The following is a 17,713-nucleotide window of genomic DNA, read 5'->3' as shown; positions in this document are numbered from 1 at the left end:
TCGGGCCGCCGCCGGTCGTCCCCACCACGCCCCCCGCACCACGACCCGAAGGAGCCCCCAGGGTGACCGCAACGCAGACCCCGAGCCACGCCACGACGTCGGGAGCGTCCGTGCCGCACGCCGCCGACACCCACGACGTCATCCGCGTGCAGGGCGCCCGCGAGAACAACCTGCGTGAGGTGGACGTCGAGATCCCCAAGCGGCGGCTCACCGTCTTCACCGGGGTCTCGGGCTCGGGCAAGAGCTCGCTCGTGTTCGCGACGATCGCCGCCGAGTCGCGACGCCTCATCGACGAGACGTACTCGACGTTCGTGCAGGGCTTCATGCCGTCGCTGCCGCGGCCGGACGTCGACGTGCTCGAGGGCATCACCACCGCGATCCTGGTCGACCAGGAACGCATGGGCGCCAACGTCCGGTCGACCGTCGGCACCGTGACGGACGCGAACGCGATGCTGCGCAACCTCTTCAGCCGCGTGGGAGACCCGTACGTCGGGCCGCCGACGGCGTTCTCGTTCAACGTCCCGACCTCGACGGCCAGCGGCGTGTTCAGCACGGACAAGGCGGACGGCACGACGGAGAAGAAGGTGGTGCGCAACCAGGTGTACCTGGGCGGCATGTGCCCCGAGTGCGAGGGCCGGGGCACGGTCTCCGACCTGGACCTGTCCGTCATCGTCGACGAGTCGAGGTCCCTCAACGACGGCGCGATCCTGGTGCCCGGCTACAAGGCGGACGGCTGGATGGTCAAGGGGTTCGCCGAGTCCGGGTTCGTCGACGGCGACAAGCCGGTCCGCGACTACACCGAGACCGAGCGGCACGACTTCCTCTACCGCGAGAAGGGGAAGGTCAAGGCGCTCGGGATGAACATGACCTACCAGGGCCTCATCCCGAAGCTGCGCGAGTCGGTGTTCAGCAAGGCCCCCGAGTCGCTGCAGCCGCACATCCGGGCGTTCGTCGAACGAGCGGCCGTGTTCGTGCCCTGCCCGGCGTGCGACGGCACGCGTCTCAACGAGTCCGCCAGGTCGGCGAAGGTCAACGGGGCCGGCATCGCGGACGTGTGCCGCATGCAGATCTCCGACGCCGCCGACTGGGCGCGGGGCGTCGACGCCCCCGGCGTCGCCCCGCTGGTCGCGAGCCTGCTGCACCTGTTCGACAAGTTCGTCGAGATCGGCCTCGGCTACCTGTCGCTCGACCGGCCCGCGGGCACGCTGTCCGGGGGAGAGGCGCAGCGCACCAAGATGATCCGCCACCTCGGCTCCGCGCTCACCGACGTCACCTACGTCTTCGACGAACCCACCATCGGCCTGCACCCCCACGACATCCAGCGCATGAACTCCCTGCTGCTCGACCTGCGCGACAAGGGCAACACGGTGCTCGTCGTCGAGCACAAGCCGGAGGCGATCGCCATCGCCGACCACGTGATCGACCTCGGCCCCGGCGCCGGAACCGACGGCGGCACGATCTGCTTCCAGGGGACCGTCGAAGAGCTGCGGGCGAGCGACACGCTCACCGGCCGCCACCTCGACGACCGCGCCGCCGTCAAGGAGTCCGTGCGCACGCCGTCCGGCGCGCTGGAGATCCGAGGAGCGTCGCAGAACAACCTCCGAGGCGTGGACGTCGACGTACCCACCGGCGTCCTGACCGTCGTCACCGGTGTCGCGGGCTCGGGCAAGAGCTCGCTGATCCACGGCAACCTCGCAGGGCACGAGGGCGTCGTCGTCGTCGACCAGGGCGCGATCAAGGGCTCGCGCCGCTCCAACCCCGCCACGTACACCGGCCTGCTCGAGCCGATCCGCAAGGCGTTCGCGAAGGCGAACGGCGTCAAGCCCGCCCTGTTCAGCGCCAACTCCGAGGGCGCCTGCCCCACCTGCAAGGGCAACGGGCGCATCTACACCGAGCTCGGGTTCATGGAGACCGTCGAGACGCCGTGCGAGGACTGCGGCGGCAAGCGCTTCATGGCGTCCGTGCTCGAGTACACGCTGGGCGGGCTGAACATCGCCGAGGTGCTCGACCTCTCCGTGGCACGAGCCCACGACGTCTTCCACGACGGCGACGCGAAGATCCCCGCCGCGCACAAGATCCTCGCGCACCTCAAGGACGTCGGCCTCGGCTACGTCAAGCTCGGCCAGCCGCTCAACACCCTCTCCGGCGGCGAGCGCCAGCGGCTCAGGCTCGCGATGCACCTGGGGGACTCCGGCGGGGTGATCGTCCTCGACGAGCCCACCACCGGGCTGCACCTCGCCGACGTCGAGAACCTGCTGCGCCTGCTCGACCACATCGTCGACTCCGGCAAGTCCGTCATCGTCATCGAGCACCACCAGGCCGTCATGGCCCACGCCGACTGGATCATCGACCTCGGGCCCGGCGCCGGGCACGACGGCGGCCGCGTCGTCTTCGAGGGCACACCCGCCGACCTCGTGGCGCAGCGCGCCACGCTCACCGGGGAGCACCTCGCCGCCTACGTAGGGGCCGAGCAGGGCTGAGCTCCCCGGCGCGCACACCCCCAGCCGTTGCTCCCACACGCGGACCGTCCGACGATCGAGGTGTGCGCGTCAAGGTCGGCGGGCTGAGCATCGCCTACGAGCGCGCCGGGGCCGGGCCCCCGGTGCTGCTGCTGCACGGCTTCGTGGGAGACGCCCGCGCCACCTGGGGCGCACAGCTCGACGCGCTCTCCGACGAGTTCACCGTGATCGCCTGGGACGCACCCGGCGCGGGAGCGTCGGACGACCCTCCGGAGGAGCTCGGCATGGACGGCTACGCCGACTGCCTCGCTGCCGTCCTCGCGGCGCTCCGGATCGAGCAGGCCCACCTCGTCGGGCTCTCCTTCGGGGCAGCCCTGGCGCTCGCGGTCGCCCGTCGGCACCGCCGGGTCGTCCGGTCGCTCGCCCTCGTGAGCGGGTACGCGGGCTGGGTCGGCTCCCTCGGCCCCGCGGAGGCCGACCTGAGGCTGGCGCGCTCGCTGCGGGCATCGACGCTGCCACCCGACGTCTTCGTCACCGCGATGGCACCGTCCCTGTTCTCACCCTCCGCCGAGGGCGAGCGAGTGGTCGCCTTCGTCGACAGCGTCCGCGCGACCCGCCCACGAGGCTTCCGGGCGATGGCCCACGCGAGCCACCCCGACCAGAGCCACGTGCTGCCCGACATCGACGTGCCCACCCTGCTGCTGTACGCCGACCACGACGTCCGCGCGCCCGTCGCGGTCGGCGAGGCCCTGCACCACGCCCTACCCGGCTCCGAGCTCGTCGTCCTCACCGGCCCCGGCCACGCCAGCCCCGTCGAGGCGCCCGAAGCCGTCACGCACGAGCTGCGCCGCTTCCTGCACGCCGCCGAACAGCGCCCCGGGTGACCGACGACGCCCGGACGCCACGCCACGACGCGGCACGGCACGGCACGGCACGGCACGGCACGGCACGAACCATGCTCCCTTCGCCCGCAGGCGGCGTGAGGCGATTGCCCACCCCCAGCCCCTCTCGGCACAATCGCCGCATGCCCATCCTCCCGACCGACAGGGACCCCCGACTGATCACCGTGCGCCGCGGGGGATCCCTGACGGACGACCACCATCGTCTGCTCGCCGAGTGGGCGATCCTCTGCGCCGACCACGTCCTGCCCCTCTTCGAACAGGCCCGACCGGACGACACACGGCCCCGGGGCGCCCTCGAGACGGCACGCGGCTGGATGCGCGGCGACGTACCCGTGCGCGACGCCCACCGCGCCGCGTTCCCCGCGAACGCCGCCGGACGCGACCAACCCGCCCCCGCGAAGTACGCGGCGCTCGCGGCCGGGCAGGCGGTCGCGGTCGCGCACGTCGCGGCGCACGACCTCGGCGCCGCGGCGTACGCGATCCGTGCGGCGGCGGCAGAGGCAGCGACGAGGGGGCAGGGCGAGGCGGCCCGCGTCGCCGAGCGGGACTGGCAGCGCGAGCGGATCCCTGAGGAGGTTCGCGAGCTCGTCCTCGACGACCAACGCCTGAGGAGCCCGATCTGCTGGAACGTCTTCGACGACTGAGGCCGGCCGGTCCCGTACGGCCGAGGCTCAGCGCGCGCGTGCCAGGTCTTCCAGCTGGTCGTGCGCCGAGCGTCCCCACCCCGTCGGGTCCTCGCCGGGCGGCACGAGCGCCCAGGCGTGCCAGAGCACCAGGGTGTCCCACCAGCCGGCCTCGGCCGGTGTCAGCGGCCGGACGGTCTCGTAGCCCGCCAGGAACGTCGCACGGACCTCGGCCGAGACCGGCCCCCAGTTCCGGTAGCGCGTGCCGAGCATGACGGCCGACCGAGCCACCTCGACGACGCAGTGGTCGAGCCTGACCTCCTCGAGATCGATCACCGCGGCGACGTCCCGGCCCCGGCAGATCACGTTCGACGAGCGGAAGTCACCGTGCACGAGCTGCGTCGGCAGCCGGTCGGCGGGTGCGTCGTCGACCAGCCGTCGGAGGATGGTGCGAGCCGCTGCCGGAACGTGGTCGCGGAGCGAGCCGAGCCAGTCGGAGACCCGGGTCGCCACGGGGGCCGGGGGAGCGGCCGGCGCGACGGCCCGGTCGGCGTCGGGGTAGGTCGCGAGCGCGAGATGCAGCCGGGCGAGGACGGCACCGGCGGCTCGGACCTGCTGAGGGTCGTCGACGTCGAGCAGCTCACCGTCGACCACGTCCTGCAGGCTCATCGTGACGTCGTCGACCTCTACCTGGAGATCGCCGTCCAGCGAACGGACCGGTGCTGACACCGGCAGCCCTTCACGGTGGAGCCAGTGCGTGAGCCGAGCGACCTGCGTCAGCCGCGCGAAGCGCTCGGGCACGACCGACCACTTGGCGAGCCGGTCGCCCGACGGGGTAGCGACCCACGCCAGCGCGTTGTGGTCGCTGATCACGATCCGTTCGCACGCGTCGACCCGGACACCCCAGTGGTCGTCGAGGACCGTCGCGACCCAGCGAGCCGCCGAGCCCGCGTCCTGGAGACCGAACCTCTCGGCGAGCGCGTCGTGAGGGTCGCACGCTTCCCACAGCATCTCGAGCGTGGGCAGGGACGTATCGGCCATAGGTGCCATCTCAGCACGTCCAGCAGCCGGTGCTCCTCACGCGACCGGTCGTGTCGACGTCGTCCGGTCCGGCGTCGGCGTCGGCACCGGCGAGGAGCGGGGGAGTGCCGCACGCACCGGCGGCCGAAGGCTCAGCGGGTGCGGTAGCGCGTGTAGACGAGACCCGAGTCGAACGCACGCTGGTCCACGAGCTCGAGGTCGAGGCGCACACCGTCGGGGAAGAACCGCTTGCCGCCGCCGACCACGCTCGAGGTGGTGAACAGGTGGTACTCGTCCACCAGGCCCGCCGCGATCGCCTGCGCGGCGAGGTTCGGGCCGTCGACGGAGAGGTCGTGATCGGTCTCGGACTTGAGCCGGCGCACCGCGTCGGGGTCGAAGGTTCGCTCGATCCTGGTCCGCTCGCTCGATGGCGACTCCAGCGTCGTGGAGTACACGACCTTGTCCGCGGCCTGCCAGTCACGGGCGTACTGCACGATGTGCGGGGGAGCGTCGGGGTCCTCGTGCGCGGTCTCCCAGAACACCATCGTCTCGTACATCTGCCGGCCGTAGAGGAACGTGCGCACGGGCCGGAAGAGGTCACCGATGAACGTGTGCACCTCCTCCACCTCGGCGCCGACGCCCAGGTCGCCCTCCGCCGCCTCGGCGTAGCCGTCGAGCGAGGTGATCATCGAGTAGATGAGCTTGCCCATGTCGTCTCCTTCGGATGACCGTGTCGATGTGCCGGCGCGTCGAAGGCTGTGACCTGCGCTCGACCTGGAACTCATCGGGCTGTCGCTCGGCCTACCCTCGGCGGGGTAGAGCCACGCCGGCAGCGGAGGGCGCAGCGTGGCCTCCGGAACGAACGGCATGGACTGTATCGTGTCGGGTCCAGTGGCATGGGCCCGATCAGGCACCCATGAGGAAGGCAGGTACGCATGTGGTGGCGGCGCACCGCAGACGTACCCGACGCCGGCCATGCAATCGTCACGAGTGCTGAAGTACTGGATGCTCAGTCTCCCGTGACGCGGATCATCCGGACGTCGGGGACGTGGATGTACCTCTCGGCACAAGAGTCCGACAGCTCCACGCCCATGGTCGCCCACTACCAGCACATTCTTGACCTAGAACCCGGTGTCGACCACGTCGCGCTGAGACGCGGCCAGTACGCGCTTCGGGCGGTGTCTCCGGAAGGTGCGTCGAGCCCCTGGAAGATATTCGGCCCGTATCCGGACGCCGCGATCGACGAGCGTCTCGGAGACGGCACGATCGACCGTCAGCAGGGCGGAATCCAGCGAGGCTCCTTCGACTGAACGGTGCTCTCGTGGGCCCAAACTGTTGCCCGTCGAACGGATTTGGACTACTGCGCCCGCGCGTGAGGAATCGTCAAGAGCCGTCGTTCCGACGTGTCAGGACCAATTGCGTCACACCGTTGCCCGCGTGGGCCGGTACCGCTGGGCGACCACCCCGGACCGGAACTCCTGGCGATCCACGAGCTCGAGCTGGATGCGCTCGCGCAGACCGGCGAGCAACGTCGGTCCGTGCCCGGCGAGCACCGGCTGCACGAGGAAGACGTACTCGTCGATCAGTCCCAGGTCCGCCAACGCCAGGGGGAGCGTCACGCCACCCACGAACAGACCCTCGCCCGGCTCCTGCTTCAGCCGCTGAACCGCTTGCCCCACGTCGCCTCGCACCAGCTCGGCGCTCCAGTCAACCCCGCTCAGCGTGGTCGACACGACGTGCTTCTTCGCGCGGTCGAGGGTCTCGGCGAACGGGATCTTCCACTCGTCCATCCAGTCGGGCCACGTGCCCGAAGCCGGTCGTCGCCACGCCGACTCCATCATCTCGTAGGTCACCCGGCCGAAGATGACGGCATCGGCTCGTGCCATCTCGGAGGTCCAGTAGCGCATCGACTCCTCGTCGGGGGAGAGCCCTGCCTCGTGATGGCAGCAGCCGTCGAGCGTGACGTTGATCGAGTAGCGAAGTGGTCTCATCTCGTTCCTCTCCCGTGATGCGCGCGCAGCGCGAGTGGCCGGACAGTGCTCAGACTGCGGTCGGCGCCACTTCTCATCGGCTTTCGATTCCACCCGGCAGGGGCGCGCGCCGGGCGTGCGAGTGGCCCCTCACCCCGGGTGTCGCACGGGTCCCCGGTGTACGGAGCCTGCTTGACAGAATTACTGATCAGACTCAGACTTGATCATGCTCGGTGAATGGCCAGGAAACAGGGCTGCACGGTGATATCGACCGGATGGTCCCGCCCGGGGTGCGCCGACGCCCTGCTCCAGCGGTCCCTCGACGCGCGTGTGCGGATCTTCCCGGACTTCGTGTACGGGGCCGCGTCGAGAGCCGCGAGCCGTCACCGCGCTCACCAGCCGCTTCCTGCACCACTGACCGCCATCCCGTAGGAGACAGAGGACCATGCGAGCGTTCGTGTTCGACAAGTACAAGCAGGCCGTCCACGAGTCCGACGTGCCCGAGCCCGACGTGGGCGATCGCGACGTGCTCGTGAGCGTCGTGGCTGCGGGGGTGAACCAGCTGGACGAGAAGATCCGGGACGGAGAGTTCAAGGCGATCCTGCCCTACAAGACCCCCCTCGCCCTCGGGCACGATGTCGCCGGCACCGTCACCCGCACCGGCGCGCGCGTCACCAGGTTCACGGCAGGCGACCAGGTGTTCGCCCGCCCCCGGGACGGGCGGATTGGAACGTTCGCCGAACGCATCGCGATCGACGAGGCCGACCTCGCTCCCGCCCCGGCCACGATCGGTCCCGTCGAGGCGGCGTCGCTCCCGCTCGTGGCGCTGACCGCGTGGCAGGCGCTCGTCGTCAAGGGCAACGTGAAGCCGGGCCAGAAGGTTCTCGTCCACGCCGGTGCCGGTGGGGTCGGCACCGTCGCGATCCAGCTCGCGAAGCACCTCGGCGCACAGGTGGCGACCACGGCCTCGGGGGAGTTCGTCCGAGACCTCGGCGCTGACGTCGTGATCGACTACCGCACGCAGGACTTCGAGACCGAGCTCTCCGGATACGACCTGGTGCTGGACAGCCTCGGCGGAGAGAACCTCGAGAAGTCCCTGCGCGTCCTGCGCCCAGGTGGGAAGGCGATCGGGATCTCCGGCCCGCCAGACCCTGCGTTCGCTAGGGCGGCGGGCCTGAACCCGGTGCTACGCCTAGCTGTCTCCGCGCTCAGCGGGAAGATCCGTCGGCAGGCGAAGAAGCTCGGCGTGAGCTACGAGTTCCTCCTCATGGCCGCCGACGGCGACCAGCTGCGGCAGATCGCCGCCCTCGTCGAGGACGGCACGCTTCGTCCGGTGGTGGGAAAGACGTTTCCGTTCGACCAGACCCCGCAGGCACTCGAAGCCCTGGCCCAGGGTGGGCTCCGCGGCAAGGTCGTGATCACCGGCGCGTGACCCGACGTCAGCTACGCATCAACCAGCACGACGAACGACCGAAGGAGTCACCATCGTGAGCACGGTCTCCGAACCCGTCATCACGTCGTACGCCGAGGCACCGGCGAAGACCGTCACCGCGGGAGGCACCACGTTCGCCTACCGCGAGCTCGGCCCGAAGGGTGGCATCCCCGTCGTGTTCTTCGTGCACCTCGCGGCGACCCTGGACAACTGGGATCCGCGCATCGTGGAGGCGATCGCGAAGACACGTCACGTGATCACGTTCGACCAGCGCGGTGTCGGCGCCTCCTCCGGCACCGTCCCCGACACGATCGAGGAAGCAGCCGACGACGCGTACGCCTTCATCACGAAGGGTCTCGGTGACGACACGATCGACGTCTTCGCGTTCTCCCTGGGCGGCATGATCGCCCAGGACCTGGTCGTCAAGCACCCCGACCTGGTGCGCAGGCTCGTCCTGACGGGCACCGGTCCTCGCGGAGGCAGGAACATCGACAAGGTCGTGGGCGTGACGTACTGGGACATCGTGCGCGCCGCCGTCACCCGGTCCGACCCGAAGGAGTTCCTCTTCTTCAACCGGGACGGGGTCGGCAAGAGGGCCGGCAAGGCATTCGTGGAGCGGCTCCAGGAGCGCACCCTCGACCGCGACAGGTCCATCAGCCCCACGGCGTTCCGGACCCAGCTGAAGGCCATCCAGAAGTTCGGCCGCTCCGCGCCCTCGGACCTTTCGGTGATCACCCAGCCCACCCTGATCGCCAACGGCGACAACGACCGCATGGTGCCCTCCATCCTCTCCGCGGACCTGCACCAGCGCATCAAGGACTCCGAGCTGATCATCTACCCCAACTCCGGGCACGGCGGCATCTTCCAGCACTGGGAGCAGTTCGCCCCCGTCGCCGCGAAGTTCCTCGCCCCGTGATCCATCGGGATCACCGAGCCGGAAGGGCGACACGACCGGCCAGGCGGCGGTGAGGCGCCAGCCGACCATGCGGAGAGACAGCCTCTCCCGGCAGTATCCGCAGTGCCGTCAGCGCGGAAGGATCGCTGCGACCTGGGTGCGGATGCTCTCGAGGAGCCCCGGGATGCTCGACTCCGCGTTCAGGCTTGCCCCCAGCTCCAGAAGCAGGATCGCCGAGACCACCCGGGCCAGCGTCGCGGCCTCCGCAGCGGGCAGCTGCGACCGGCCGGTCAGGACGCTGGCAACGGCCTCCTCGGTCTCCGCGACGATCGACAATGCCTCGGCGTGGTGGGGCTCGCCCGGATCGCCGAAGGCCATCTCCCGGAGATACGTACGGCCGTTGTCGACCTGGACCCGGTTGCACTCCACGACCGGGGCGACCAGCGCCATCACCCCGTCCAGCGCCGTCGCGGCACCCGCGGCCGCGGCGCGTCCGCGTTCCAGGGCCGCTGCGTAGTGGGTGTTCTGCACGAGGAGCAGCAGCTCGCCCTTGGTCTTCGCATACAGGAAGAGCGTGCCCGTACCGATGTCCGCCGCGTCGGCGATCTGCTGCGTGGTGACCTCGTCCACCCCGTGCTTCTCGAACAGCTCGCTCGCGGCCGCGGTGATGCGCTCGAGCTTGGCCTGCTTGTTCCGCTCGCGTCGCCCGAGCGGCGGGGTGGCCACTGGCATCGTGCTCCTCCGGGAATGGTCCATGACGTACCTCAGTTCTGAGTATAGTCACTGTCGAGTTTGGGCCGGATGCGGTCAAGGAGCTCGGACGGCCTCTGCGCACTTGTCGGAGCGGCGACAGCGAACAGGCTGCGGCCGCCGGGGGAGTGCGACGCCTGGATCCGAGCCGTGACTCAGTCGTACCAGGGCGTGGTCAGAGCACCGTGCACCGCCGCAGCCTGGTTTCCGTCCATCCCGTTCGCCCATCGGTCACGTGGGGGTACGGCATCAGATGCAGCTCGCCGTAGTGAACCGGTAGGTGTGCGTGCTCGACTGGTGCGAGTGATCGGCACCCGTCCGGGGGAGCGAGGCGACCTCAGTGGCATCCTCTGGCGCTAGGGTCGCCCCGTCGCAGGACGCGAGATCGTGACGCGGTATCGGTTTGCGCTCCCCAGCGGGACCTCGCCCCGGGCGGCGCGGGCGCTACGCCTTGCCGTCGTCAGCGTCGCTTTGGGAGCGATGACGTGTTGCTCGAGCGTTGCGGGTGCCGATCTGACGGCGGACTGCCAGCCTGAAGACCCGACTGTGACGCCGCAGAGTGCGGCACCTGGCGATGTCCTGCAGATCGAGACCGTTGGGCGCGAGGGCGATGTGGACTGCGAGCCGAGCATGCCGGCACACGCTCGGTACGAGGTCTCGATCGTCTCTGCGGAGCCCGACAGCGACCCGGACATGCGCCACTCGACGACTCTCGGTTCTCTGGACCCTGAGAGCGACGGTTCTGCACAGGGCACCATCCGTGTCCCGGACGACATCCCGATCGGCAAAGCCGAGGTGTCCCTCAGACTCCAGGGCGCCAAGACGATCTGCGAGATCGACCCGAGCGTCGGTTGCGCACAGAACCCCTTCGCCCCGATAGAGATCATCGGGTGAGCCGTACGGAGGGGCGAGACCACCGACCAACGCGCACGTCGATCTCGCTGCGAGGTGCGAGTCCTTGCATCCAGGGCAACGCGCACCAGTCTAAGCGCCGATAATGGACATTATGTCACTTCGCCGAGGACAGAGGTGTCGTCGTGCATCACCGGGCGGCGGTGAAACCTCCCCCCGAGCATGACGACGACGACTGCACCTGCCGCGGCCCGACCGGCCCGCGCCGTCGTCGTGCCCACGGCACCCGTCGCCGAGCTGCGGTCGCCGAGAACGCGCCGTGAGCGCCCACGCGTGCGTGACGGCGAGCCCCGGGACGCCTCGAGGTTTCTGGGCGCTCTGGTCGCCGTGCCGGTCGTCATCGTCTCGCTCGTCGCGTTCCTGCTCGTCGCCGTCGCCGCAAGCCTCGCGACGGCCTGCGTCTGGACCTGGCGCACGGTGTCCCCTGCGCGCTCCGCCCGGCCGGTGCCGACTCTGCCTCACGGCAGCGCCTTCGGCGCGACGCCTGCCACGGACACCACCACCGAGCCTTCGAGCCGACGCGACGGCCCCGCGACCACGGCGTCGCTCACCCTGGCCAGGGACCGCGGGTTCGGCTACGATCTCTAGAATCGGACATTAGGGCTAAACCAGTGTGTTTAGGTCAACACCATCCTATCGGAGCGGTGACGCCCAGGACGCGCACAGCCGTCCTGCGTGGGTCCCGCTCATCGCCCGAGCGGTCCTCGCGCAGCCACCTCGTGCGGCGCGGCAGCGGCTCGAGGGTCGGGTGTCCGGCCCCGCACCCTCATGAAAGGGTGGATCCCGTGCCCCCGGAACCACTCCCTGCGCCGTCCGCTCCCCCGCCACCCGTCCCCGGCCAGGTCCCGCCCCGGGCCCGGACGGTGCACCTCGTCACCCACCCCGAGGCGACCCACCACGTGGACGGGATCGTCGGGGGTCAGCACGACTCCGACCTGACGCCGGCGGGTGCCCGTGCAGCGGACCGGCTCGGCGCCGTCCTGCGCGACCGGATCCCCGGAGCCGCCGGTACGGGCATCGTGGCCTCGGACCTGCAGCGCACGCGCCGGACCGCGGACGCGATCGGCCGCGCCCTCGACGTCGTGCCGGGCTACGACACCCGCTTGCGCGAGAAGTCGTACGGGGTCGCCGAGGGCCGGCCGCAGGAATGGTTGGACGCCCGCTTCGTCCCGCCCCCGCGGGTCGGTGACCGGCTGCGTCACCACGAGGGCGTCGACGGCGCCGAGACGCGTCTCGACCTCGCGATCCGTGTCTACACGGCGACGTCGACCGCTCTGGCATCGCACGACGGTGACCACCTCGTGATCGTGACGCACGGTTTCGCGGCGACCTTCGTCGTGGCCGCGTGGATCGGGATGCCCGTCGAGGCGGTAGGGCACGTGACCTTCCCGGTGCCGTCCGGGAGCATCACGACGCTGCGTGAGGACGCGTTCTTCGGCAACCGTGGCGTCGTGTCGCTGGGCGAGGTCGTCCACCCGCTCTGACCTGCGGTGTCGGTGCCCGGGCCTAGGCTCGGCGTGCCCGGCCACCCTGGCCGGCGTCCACGCCGAAGGGAGACCGCGAGGGATGGTCGCACCGCCCCGCCTCGATCTCGTCACCGTCCAGGACGCCGCCGACCGCTACCTCGCGAGCGTCGCGTCGCAGACCGTGCGCGGCGTGCTCTCGGTCACGACGCAGCGCAGCTACGTCCGCGACGTGCGCGAGTTCACGCGACTCGTCGGTCCCGGGCGCACCCTGGACGACGTCACCGGCGACGACGTCGACGACGTGCTCGTGCGCTACCAGACGACTCCCGACCTCCGCTACCAGGACGCGACCCGCAAGCCCGGCGGCACCGGCCGCTCCCCCGCGACCGTCAACCGGTTCCGGCAGTCCCTCACGCGGTTCTTCGCCCACGCGTCCCGAGAGGGGTGGGTGCAGGCCGACCCCATGCAGTGGGCCGCTCCCCCGGCCCGTCTGCGCGACGGCCTCCGGGTCGCGCGCACGGCCCTCTCCGCAGGGTCCGCGGCGGCGCTGCTCACGGTGGCCACCGACGACGCGCCGGTCGGCCCTTCGCGTCAGGACCACGACCTACGCCTGCGGGACCGCCTCGTCGTCGCGCTGCTCCTCGTCCTGGGGCCACGCGTCTCCGAGCTGGTGCGCGCCGACGTCGACGACTTCGCCCGCGAACCCGACCGGACGCGATGGCGCATCCACGGGAAGGGCGGTCACGTACGGACGGTCGAGCTGTCCCCGCCGCTCGCGGACGCCCTCGAGGAGTACCTCGCACGCCTGCGCCCGCTGCTGCGATCCCGTCGTCCCGACGACGCCGACGCGCAGCGCGCGCTGCTCCTCTCGTGGCGCGGGCGCAGGATCGACGCCCAGGCCGTGCGCGCGCTGCTGCGTCGGTGCATCGACCGCATGCCCGACCAGTACCGGCGCGAGGCCACACCGCACGCGCTGCGGCACACGACCGCGACCCTCCTGGCGGCCGACGGCTGGGACGTCAAGGTCGTCGCGGAGCTCCTCGGTCACGCGTCCATCGCCACGACCGGGGTCTACCTGGACCGTATCGAGGGCGAGCTCGCCGCGGCGATCCGGTCCCACCCCCTCAGCGGGGCGCTCGCGGGCGGTCAGGAGGCGGGCCCTCGCCACAGCAGCGCGGAGTAGTGTGCGCTGCATGGTCGCGAACCGGCGCGAGGACGCGCTCCGGCGGCTCGAGCTGGTCGAGACGGACGAGCTCGCACCGGACGACGCGGTCCGGCCCGACCCCTCGTACGGACGGCGCGCGACACCCGGGGAGCGACACCTCCCGGTCGAGCCCTCCGCCGGTGGTGGCCCCCCGTCGGCACGACGACGCGTCGTGACGGCGGTGGTCGCCGTCGCCCTGGTCGCCGCGGTCTTCGTGGCGAGCAGCCTCTGGCAGTCGCGGGCCGGTCGCCTCGCCCTCCTCGACGCGCACGGTGGGGTCGCGTCGCTCGCGACGCCGCCCGTCGGGCAGTGGACGACCAGCACGACCGGTCTCGACGCGTGGGCCCTCGGCGACGCCCTCGTCGTCGTGGAGTCGGACACCGTCGTGGGACTCGACCCGTCCGACGGAGAGGCGCGCTGGTCGGCCGACCTCGGCGGTCCGCCGCGCTGCGGGCCCTCGCCCGAGGACCTGTCGAGCGCACCGCTGGACGCGCTCGTGTGCCTCACCGGCCCTGAGGACGACCCGCGGGCCTGGGTCCTGAGCGCGGACGGGACGGTCGCCTCGCGCACCGACCTCGGCGACGGTCTCGGGCGGGCGATCGCCGTCCCGGACGGCCACGTCGTGCGGTGGCAGCGCACGGGCGGCGTGCTGGAGGTCGCCGTGCAGGACGCCACGGACGCCTCCGTGCGCTGGCGGTCCACCGTCGCTCCCGACGACCTCGCCCGGACCGACCTGTGCCGCCCTCAGGTGTCGGCGTACGCGACGGCGCGCGTCGAGCACGGCCTGATCGTGCTGCGCGGGTGCCGGCTCAGCGCCGTGTTCACCCTCGACGGCGCCCGCGTCGACGACCGCGGTGAACCCGTGACGTCGCAGGTGCTCGGGTCTCGCGCCGGAACCTTCCTGCGCACGACGAGCGGCTCGGCGACAGGCGCGGTCCAGATCACCGAGCTCGTCCGGACCGACGGGACGGTCGAGCGCATCGTGCCCGGTCGTCCTCTCGTGCCCCTCGCGTCGGACGGTACGGCCGACCCGACCCGGCTCCTCCTCGTACCGAGCGGCGTGCAGGCGGTCGACCTGTCCGGGAACGAGCGCTGGACGCTCAGCGGCACCGTCTCCCAGGTCGTGGTGGTGGCCGACGGCACCGCGGCGCTCGACCTCGGGTACGTCGTCCTCGGCGTGGACCTCGCCTCCGGTCGCGAGGTCTGGTCGTGGGAGCGCGAGAGCCTGGGGACGACCGACCAGATCGTCGGCGCCTTCACCGACGGGTTCGTCGCCGCACTCGTCATCACCTCGCTCGACGGCTCCGGTGGTGCTCGGGTCGTGGCGCTCGACCTGGAGCGGGGCGACGTCGTCTGGGACGAGGAGTACCCGCTCGGCGCGGCCGGGTTCCGCGCGGTCGGCGGACGGCTGGTCCACCTGGACCCGGCGCTCGGTCAGCTCGTCGTGCACGAGTGACGTGAGGGCACCGACCGGGCCGACGTGCGAGGGACGTACCGCGCGGCGACGCTGGGAGGAGCGGGCGGTTGCACGACACCCGCCACACCCGTCGACCGAGGAGGCGACCATGCCCAGGCGTGACCCCGGACCGAGCGTCAAGGACCCGGAGCTGTACGAGAAGCTGCGCGACGAGGGCGACTCGAAGGAGAAGGCGGCGCGCATCGCGAACGCCGCCGCCGGGTCGTCACGGAAGTCGGTCGGCCGCAAGGGCGGCACGAGCGGCGACTACGACGACTGGACCGTCGAGAAGCTCCGCCGGCGTGCGGCGGAGATCGGCATCGAGGGCCGCTCCTCGATGCGCAAGGCCGAGCTGGTCAAGGCGCTGCGCTCGCACTGATGTCGTGCCGGCGTCCCCGGGCGCGTCCCGGGGCGCCCAGCAGGACGGACGGGACGGACGTCACCCGCGTGCCCCTCGCCGCTGCGCTCGCATCGCGGGCCGCGGCGACTACGGTGAGCACGTGCGCATCCTCCCCGACATCTCCTGGCAGCTGGCCCGGCGCATCGCGGCACGAGCGCTCGTCCTCACCGTCGCCGTCCCGGCGACGGTCGCGGGCGCGCTCGTCGTCGCCGACGCGATCCGCAAGCGACGCAACACGACCGAGGCCTCGTTCCCGAGGTCGGCGCCGGCCGAGGCCGAGGTCGCCGGGACGACGGCCACCGTCTACACCTTCGGCGACGACCTCTACCAGGAGATGCTCGCCGCGATCCGCGGTGCCCAGCAGTGCATCCTGCTCGAGACGTACATCTGGAAGGCCGACGCGGTCGGTGAGCAGTTCAAGCAGGCGCTGGTCGAGGCGAGCGAGCGGGGAGTCCAGGTCTTCGTCATCTACGACGGGTTCGCCAACCTCGTCGTCCCCCGCGACTTCTACGACCTCCCCGAGTCGGTCCACGTCATCCGGTACCCCGTGTTCCGGCCGGGGATCCTCATGCTCAACGTCCGCAAGTCCGGGCGCGACCACCGCAAGATCCTCGTCGTCGACGACCAGATCGGCTTCGTCGGCGGCTACAACATCGGCGCCCTGTACGCGACGCAGTGGCGCGACACGCACGTCCGGCTCGAGGGGCCGAGCACGTGGGAGCTGCGGAACGCGTTCGTCGACTTCTGGAACGCGAACCGCGCGGAGGGCCAGCCGATGCTCGCCGACCCGGGGTCGATGCACTGGGAGCCTCGCCTGCGCGCCGCCCGCAACGCCCCCGCGCACCTCGTGTTCCCCATCCGCGGCATCTACCTGGACGCGATCGACCGCGCGAGCTCCCACGTCTACATCACGCAGGCGTACTTCATCCCGGACCGCGAGATCCTCGCGACGCTCCTCACCGCGGCAGCGCGCGGCGTGGACGTGCGCGTGCTGGTCCCCGAGCGCTCCAACCACGTCGTCGCCGACTGGCTGGCGCGTGGCCTGTACACCTCGCTCCTCAAGGGCGGCGTGCGCATCCACCTCTACCTGGACGCCATGGTGCACGCGAAGACCGCGACCATCGACGGCCGGTGGACCACGATCGGGACCGCCAACATCGACCGTCTGTCCCTCACGGGCAACTACGAGGTCAACCTCGAGATCACGGACGAGGGCGTGGCGGAGCAGATGGAGAAGATCTTCGCGGTCGACCTGTCGAACACGCGTGAGCTGACGCTCGCCGAGTGGGAGACCCGGTCGCTCGCCGCCAAGCTGGGCGAGGTCGTGCTCACACCGCTGCGCCCGCTGCTGTAGCGCGCTCCGGCTCAGGAGCGCTCGCGCGCGGCGTCCGCCGCGTCCTCCTCGGGCCGGGGCGGCACCGTCTCGTCGTCCTCGAGCAGCGCGACCTCGGAGTACTCGGGATGCTCGCGCAGCACCGCCTCCGCCACGGTGTGCGCGTCGACGGCCAGGGTGAACGACTCCCCCGCGCCCAACCGTCGGTACTCGTACGTGCCGCCCGTGCGCGCGTGGTCGAGGAGCCGAGCCACCGACCCGTGGCCGATCTGCGAGAGCAGAGCGTCGTGGACCGGGACGACGACGCGGGGGTCGAGCGCCCGCACGAGGTCGATCGTCTCCCCGATCTTCAGCCACGGCGCGGACACGGGAGCGAGCAGCACGTCGAGGCGCGCGTCCTGCGGCCCGTCCACCGTGTTCGCGTCCCGCGTCACGGGCAGGTCGACGGAGTCCCCCGGGTGATACACCGCCACGCCCCCGCCCCGCACGAGATACGTGACGTTGGAGATCCGCGGCACGTCGCGGTGGATCTCCGCGTGCCGGCCACCGCCCACCACGACCTCGAGACCGCCCAGGTCGATCCCGTCCCCCGGCGAGACCGCGTGCACGCGCCGCGCCGCGTCGTCGGGCAGGGTCGCACGCAGGCCCGACACGACGGCTTCAGGCCCCCAGACCTCGAGGTCCTCGCGCGCACCGAGGGCGGTGCCGAGCGTGTCCGGGTCGACGTGGTCCGCGTGCTCGTGCGTGACCAGCACGGCGTCCGCGTCCCGCAGCGCGCCGGCCGCGTCGGAGAACGAGCCCGGGTCGATCACGACGTCGGTGCCACCGTGGCGCAGGGCGACGCACGCGTGCCCGTGGAACGTGATCTGCATGAGCTCCTCCGTCCGGTCC

General features: G+C 71.3%; 18 protein-coding genes. 13 read left to right on the top strand and 5 right to left on the bottom strand.

The features are described from left to right. Nucleotides 1-62: 62 nt before the first annotated feature. From NFS20_RS06845 to NFS20_RS06835, 3 genes are all read left to right on the top strand, one after another. Nucleotides 63-2,480 carry an ATP-binding cassette domain-containing protein gene (locus tag NFS20_RS06845; RefSeq protein ID WP_251150981.1) on the top strand — a complete coding sequence of 806 codons (2,418 nt, stop codon included), beginning with the start codon at nucleotides 63-65 and terminating at the stop codon, nucleotides 2,478-2,480. A gap of 62 nt (nucleotides 2,481-2,542) precedes the next feature. Then, on the top strand, nucleotides 2,543-3,343 hold the full coding sequence (locus NFS20_RS06840) for an alpha/beta fold hydrolase (protein WP_251150980.1): 801 nt from the start codon (nucleotides 2,543-2,545) through the stop codon (nucleotides 3,341-3,343). Nucleotides 3,344-3,483: 140 nt separating this feature from the next. Then, entirely contained in the window at nucleotides 3,484-4,005 is a 522-nt protein-coding gene (locus NFS20_RS06835) for a putative immunity protein (protein ID WP_251150979.1), read from the top strand. 27 nt (nucleotides 4,006-4,032) lie between these two features. On the opposite strand, the gene NFS20_RS06830 is transcribed toward NFS20_RS06835, so the two are convergent. Together NFS20_RS06830 and NFS20_RS06825 are read right to left on the bottom strand one after the other, a co-directional pair. Beyond that, nucleotides 4,033-5,025, bottom strand: coding sequence for a phosphotransferase enzyme family protein (locus NFS20_RS06830; protein WP_251150978.1), 993 nt, complete (start codon nucleotides 5,023-5,025; stop codon nucleotides 4,033-4,035). A gap of 131 nt (nucleotides 5,026-5,156) precedes the next feature. Further along, complete coding sequence (locus NFS20_RS06825) at nucleotides 5,157-5,714, bottom strand: dihydrofolate reductase family protein (RefSeq protein ID WP_251150977.1); 558 nt, start codon at nucleotides 5,712-5,714, stop codon at nucleotides 5,157-5,159. Between the two features lie 309 nt (nucleotides 5,715-6,023). Here NFS20_RS06825 and NFS20_RS06820 point away from each other — a divergent pair, with 309 nt between their 5' ends. After that, nucleotides 6,024-6,314, top strand: coding sequence for a hypothetical protein (locus tag NFS20_RS06820; RefSeq protein WP_251150976.1), 291 nt, complete (start codon nucleotides 6,024-6,026; stop codon nucleotides 6,312-6,314). 111 nt (nucleotides 6,315-6,425) lie between these two features. Here NFS20_RS06820 and NFS20_RS06815 read toward each other — a convergent pair whose 3' ends face one another. After that, nucleotides 6,426-6,995, bottom strand: a complete 570-nt coding sequence (locus tag NFS20_RS06815; protein WP_251150975.1) for a dihydrofolate reductase family protein — start codon at nucleotides 6,993-6,995, stop codon at nucleotides 6,426-6,428. A gap of 424 nt (nucleotides 6,996-7,419) precedes the next feature. Here NFS20_RS06815 and NFS20_RS06810 point away from each other — a divergent pair, with 424 nt between their 5' ends. After that, a complete protein-coding gene (locus NFS20_RS06810) occupies nucleotides 7,420-8,406 on the top strand; it encodes an NADP-dependent oxidoreductase (protein WP_251150974.1) in 987 nt (328 codons plus the stop codon). 55 nt (nucleotides 8,407-8,461) lie between these two features. Beyond that, on the top strand, nucleotides 8,462-9,322 hold the full coding sequence (locus NFS20_RS06805) for an alpha/beta fold hydrolase (protein ID WP_251150973.1): 861 nt from the start codon (nucleotides 8,462-8,464) through the stop codon (nucleotides 9,320-9,322). A 108-nt stretch (nucleotides 9,323-9,430) separates the two neighbouring features. On the opposite strand, the gene NFS20_RS06800 is transcribed toward NFS20_RS06805, so the two are convergent. Next, nucleotides 9,431-10,033: a TetR/AcrR family transcriptional regulator gene (locus tag NFS20_RS06800; protein WP_251151246.1), complete on the bottom strand. Its 603-nt coding sequence runs from the start codon at nucleotides 10,031-10,033 to the stop codon at nucleotides 9,431-9,433. A gap of 564 nt (nucleotides 10,034-10,597) precedes the next feature. Between NFS20_RS06800 and NFS20_RS06795 the strand changes: the two genes are divergently transcribed. From NFS20_RS06795 to NFS20_RS06765, 7 genes are all read left to right on the top strand, one after another. After that, entirely contained in the window at nucleotides 10,598-10,945 is a 348-nt protein-coding gene (locus NFS20_RS06795) for a hypothetical protein (protein ID WP_251150972.1), read from the top strand. A 180-nt stretch (nucleotides 10,946-11,125) separates the two neighbouring features. Beyond that, a complete protein-coding gene (locus tag NFS20_RS06790) occupies nucleotides 11,126-11,551 on the top strand; it encodes a hypothetical protein (RefSeq protein ID WP_251150971.1) in 426 nt (141 codons plus the stop codon). 197 nt (nucleotides 11,552-11,748) lie between these two features. Next, entirely contained in the window at nucleotides 11,749-12,447 is a 699-nt protein-coding gene (locus tag NFS20_RS06785; protein WP_251150970.1) for a histidine phosphatase family protein, read from the top strand. 82 nt (nucleotides 12,448-12,529) lie between these two features. Beyond that, complete coding sequence (locus tag NFS20_RS06780) at nucleotides 12,530-13,612, top strand: tyrosine-type recombinase/integrase (RefSeq protein WP_251150969.1); 1,083 nt, start codon at nucleotides 12,530-12,532, stop codon at nucleotides 13,610-13,612. A gap of 10 nt (nucleotides 13,613-13,622) precedes the next feature. Then, nucleotides 13,623-15,089, top strand: a complete 1,467-nt coding sequence (locus NFS20_RS06775; protein ID WP_251150968.1) for an outer membrane protein assembly factor BamB family protein — start codon at nucleotides 13,623-13,625, stop codon at nucleotides 15,087-15,089. Between the two features lie 109 nt (nucleotides 15,090-15,198). After that, nucleotides 15,199-15,468 carry a DUF7218 family protein gene (locus NFS20_RS06770; protein ID WP_251150967.1) on the top strand — a complete coding sequence of 90 codons (270 nt, stop codon included), beginning with the start codon at nucleotides 15,199-15,201 and terminating at the stop codon, nucleotides 15,466-15,468. A 121-nt stretch (nucleotides 15,469-15,589) separates the two neighbouring features. Continuing rightward, nucleotides 15,590-16,843 carry a phospholipase D-like domain-containing protein gene (locus NFS20_RS06765; RefSeq protein WP_353050429.1) on the top strand — a complete coding sequence of 418 codons (1,254 nt, stop codon included), beginning with the start codon at nucleotides 15,590-15,592 and terminating at the stop codon, nucleotides 16,841-16,843. Between the two features lie 11 nt (nucleotides 16,844-16,854). Here NFS20_RS06765 and NFS20_RS06760 read toward each other — a convergent pair whose 3' ends face one another. Continuing rightward, on the bottom strand, nucleotides 16,855-17,694 hold the full coding sequence (locus NFS20_RS06760; RefSeq protein WP_251150966.1) for an MBL fold metallo-hydrolase: 840 nt from the start codon (nucleotides 17,692-17,694) through the stop codon (nucleotides 16,855-16,857). Nucleotides 17,695-17,713: the final 19 nt, after the last annotated feature.

The organism is Cellulosimicrobium sp. Marseille-Q4280 (assembly GCF_943181405.1).
GTDB lineage: Bacteria > Actinomycetota > Actinomycetes > Actinomycetales > Cellulomonadaceae > Cellulosimicrobium.
The sequence above is the reverse complement of the archived record's forward strand: the minus strand, read 5'-3'. Positions and strand labels throughout refer to the sequence as shown.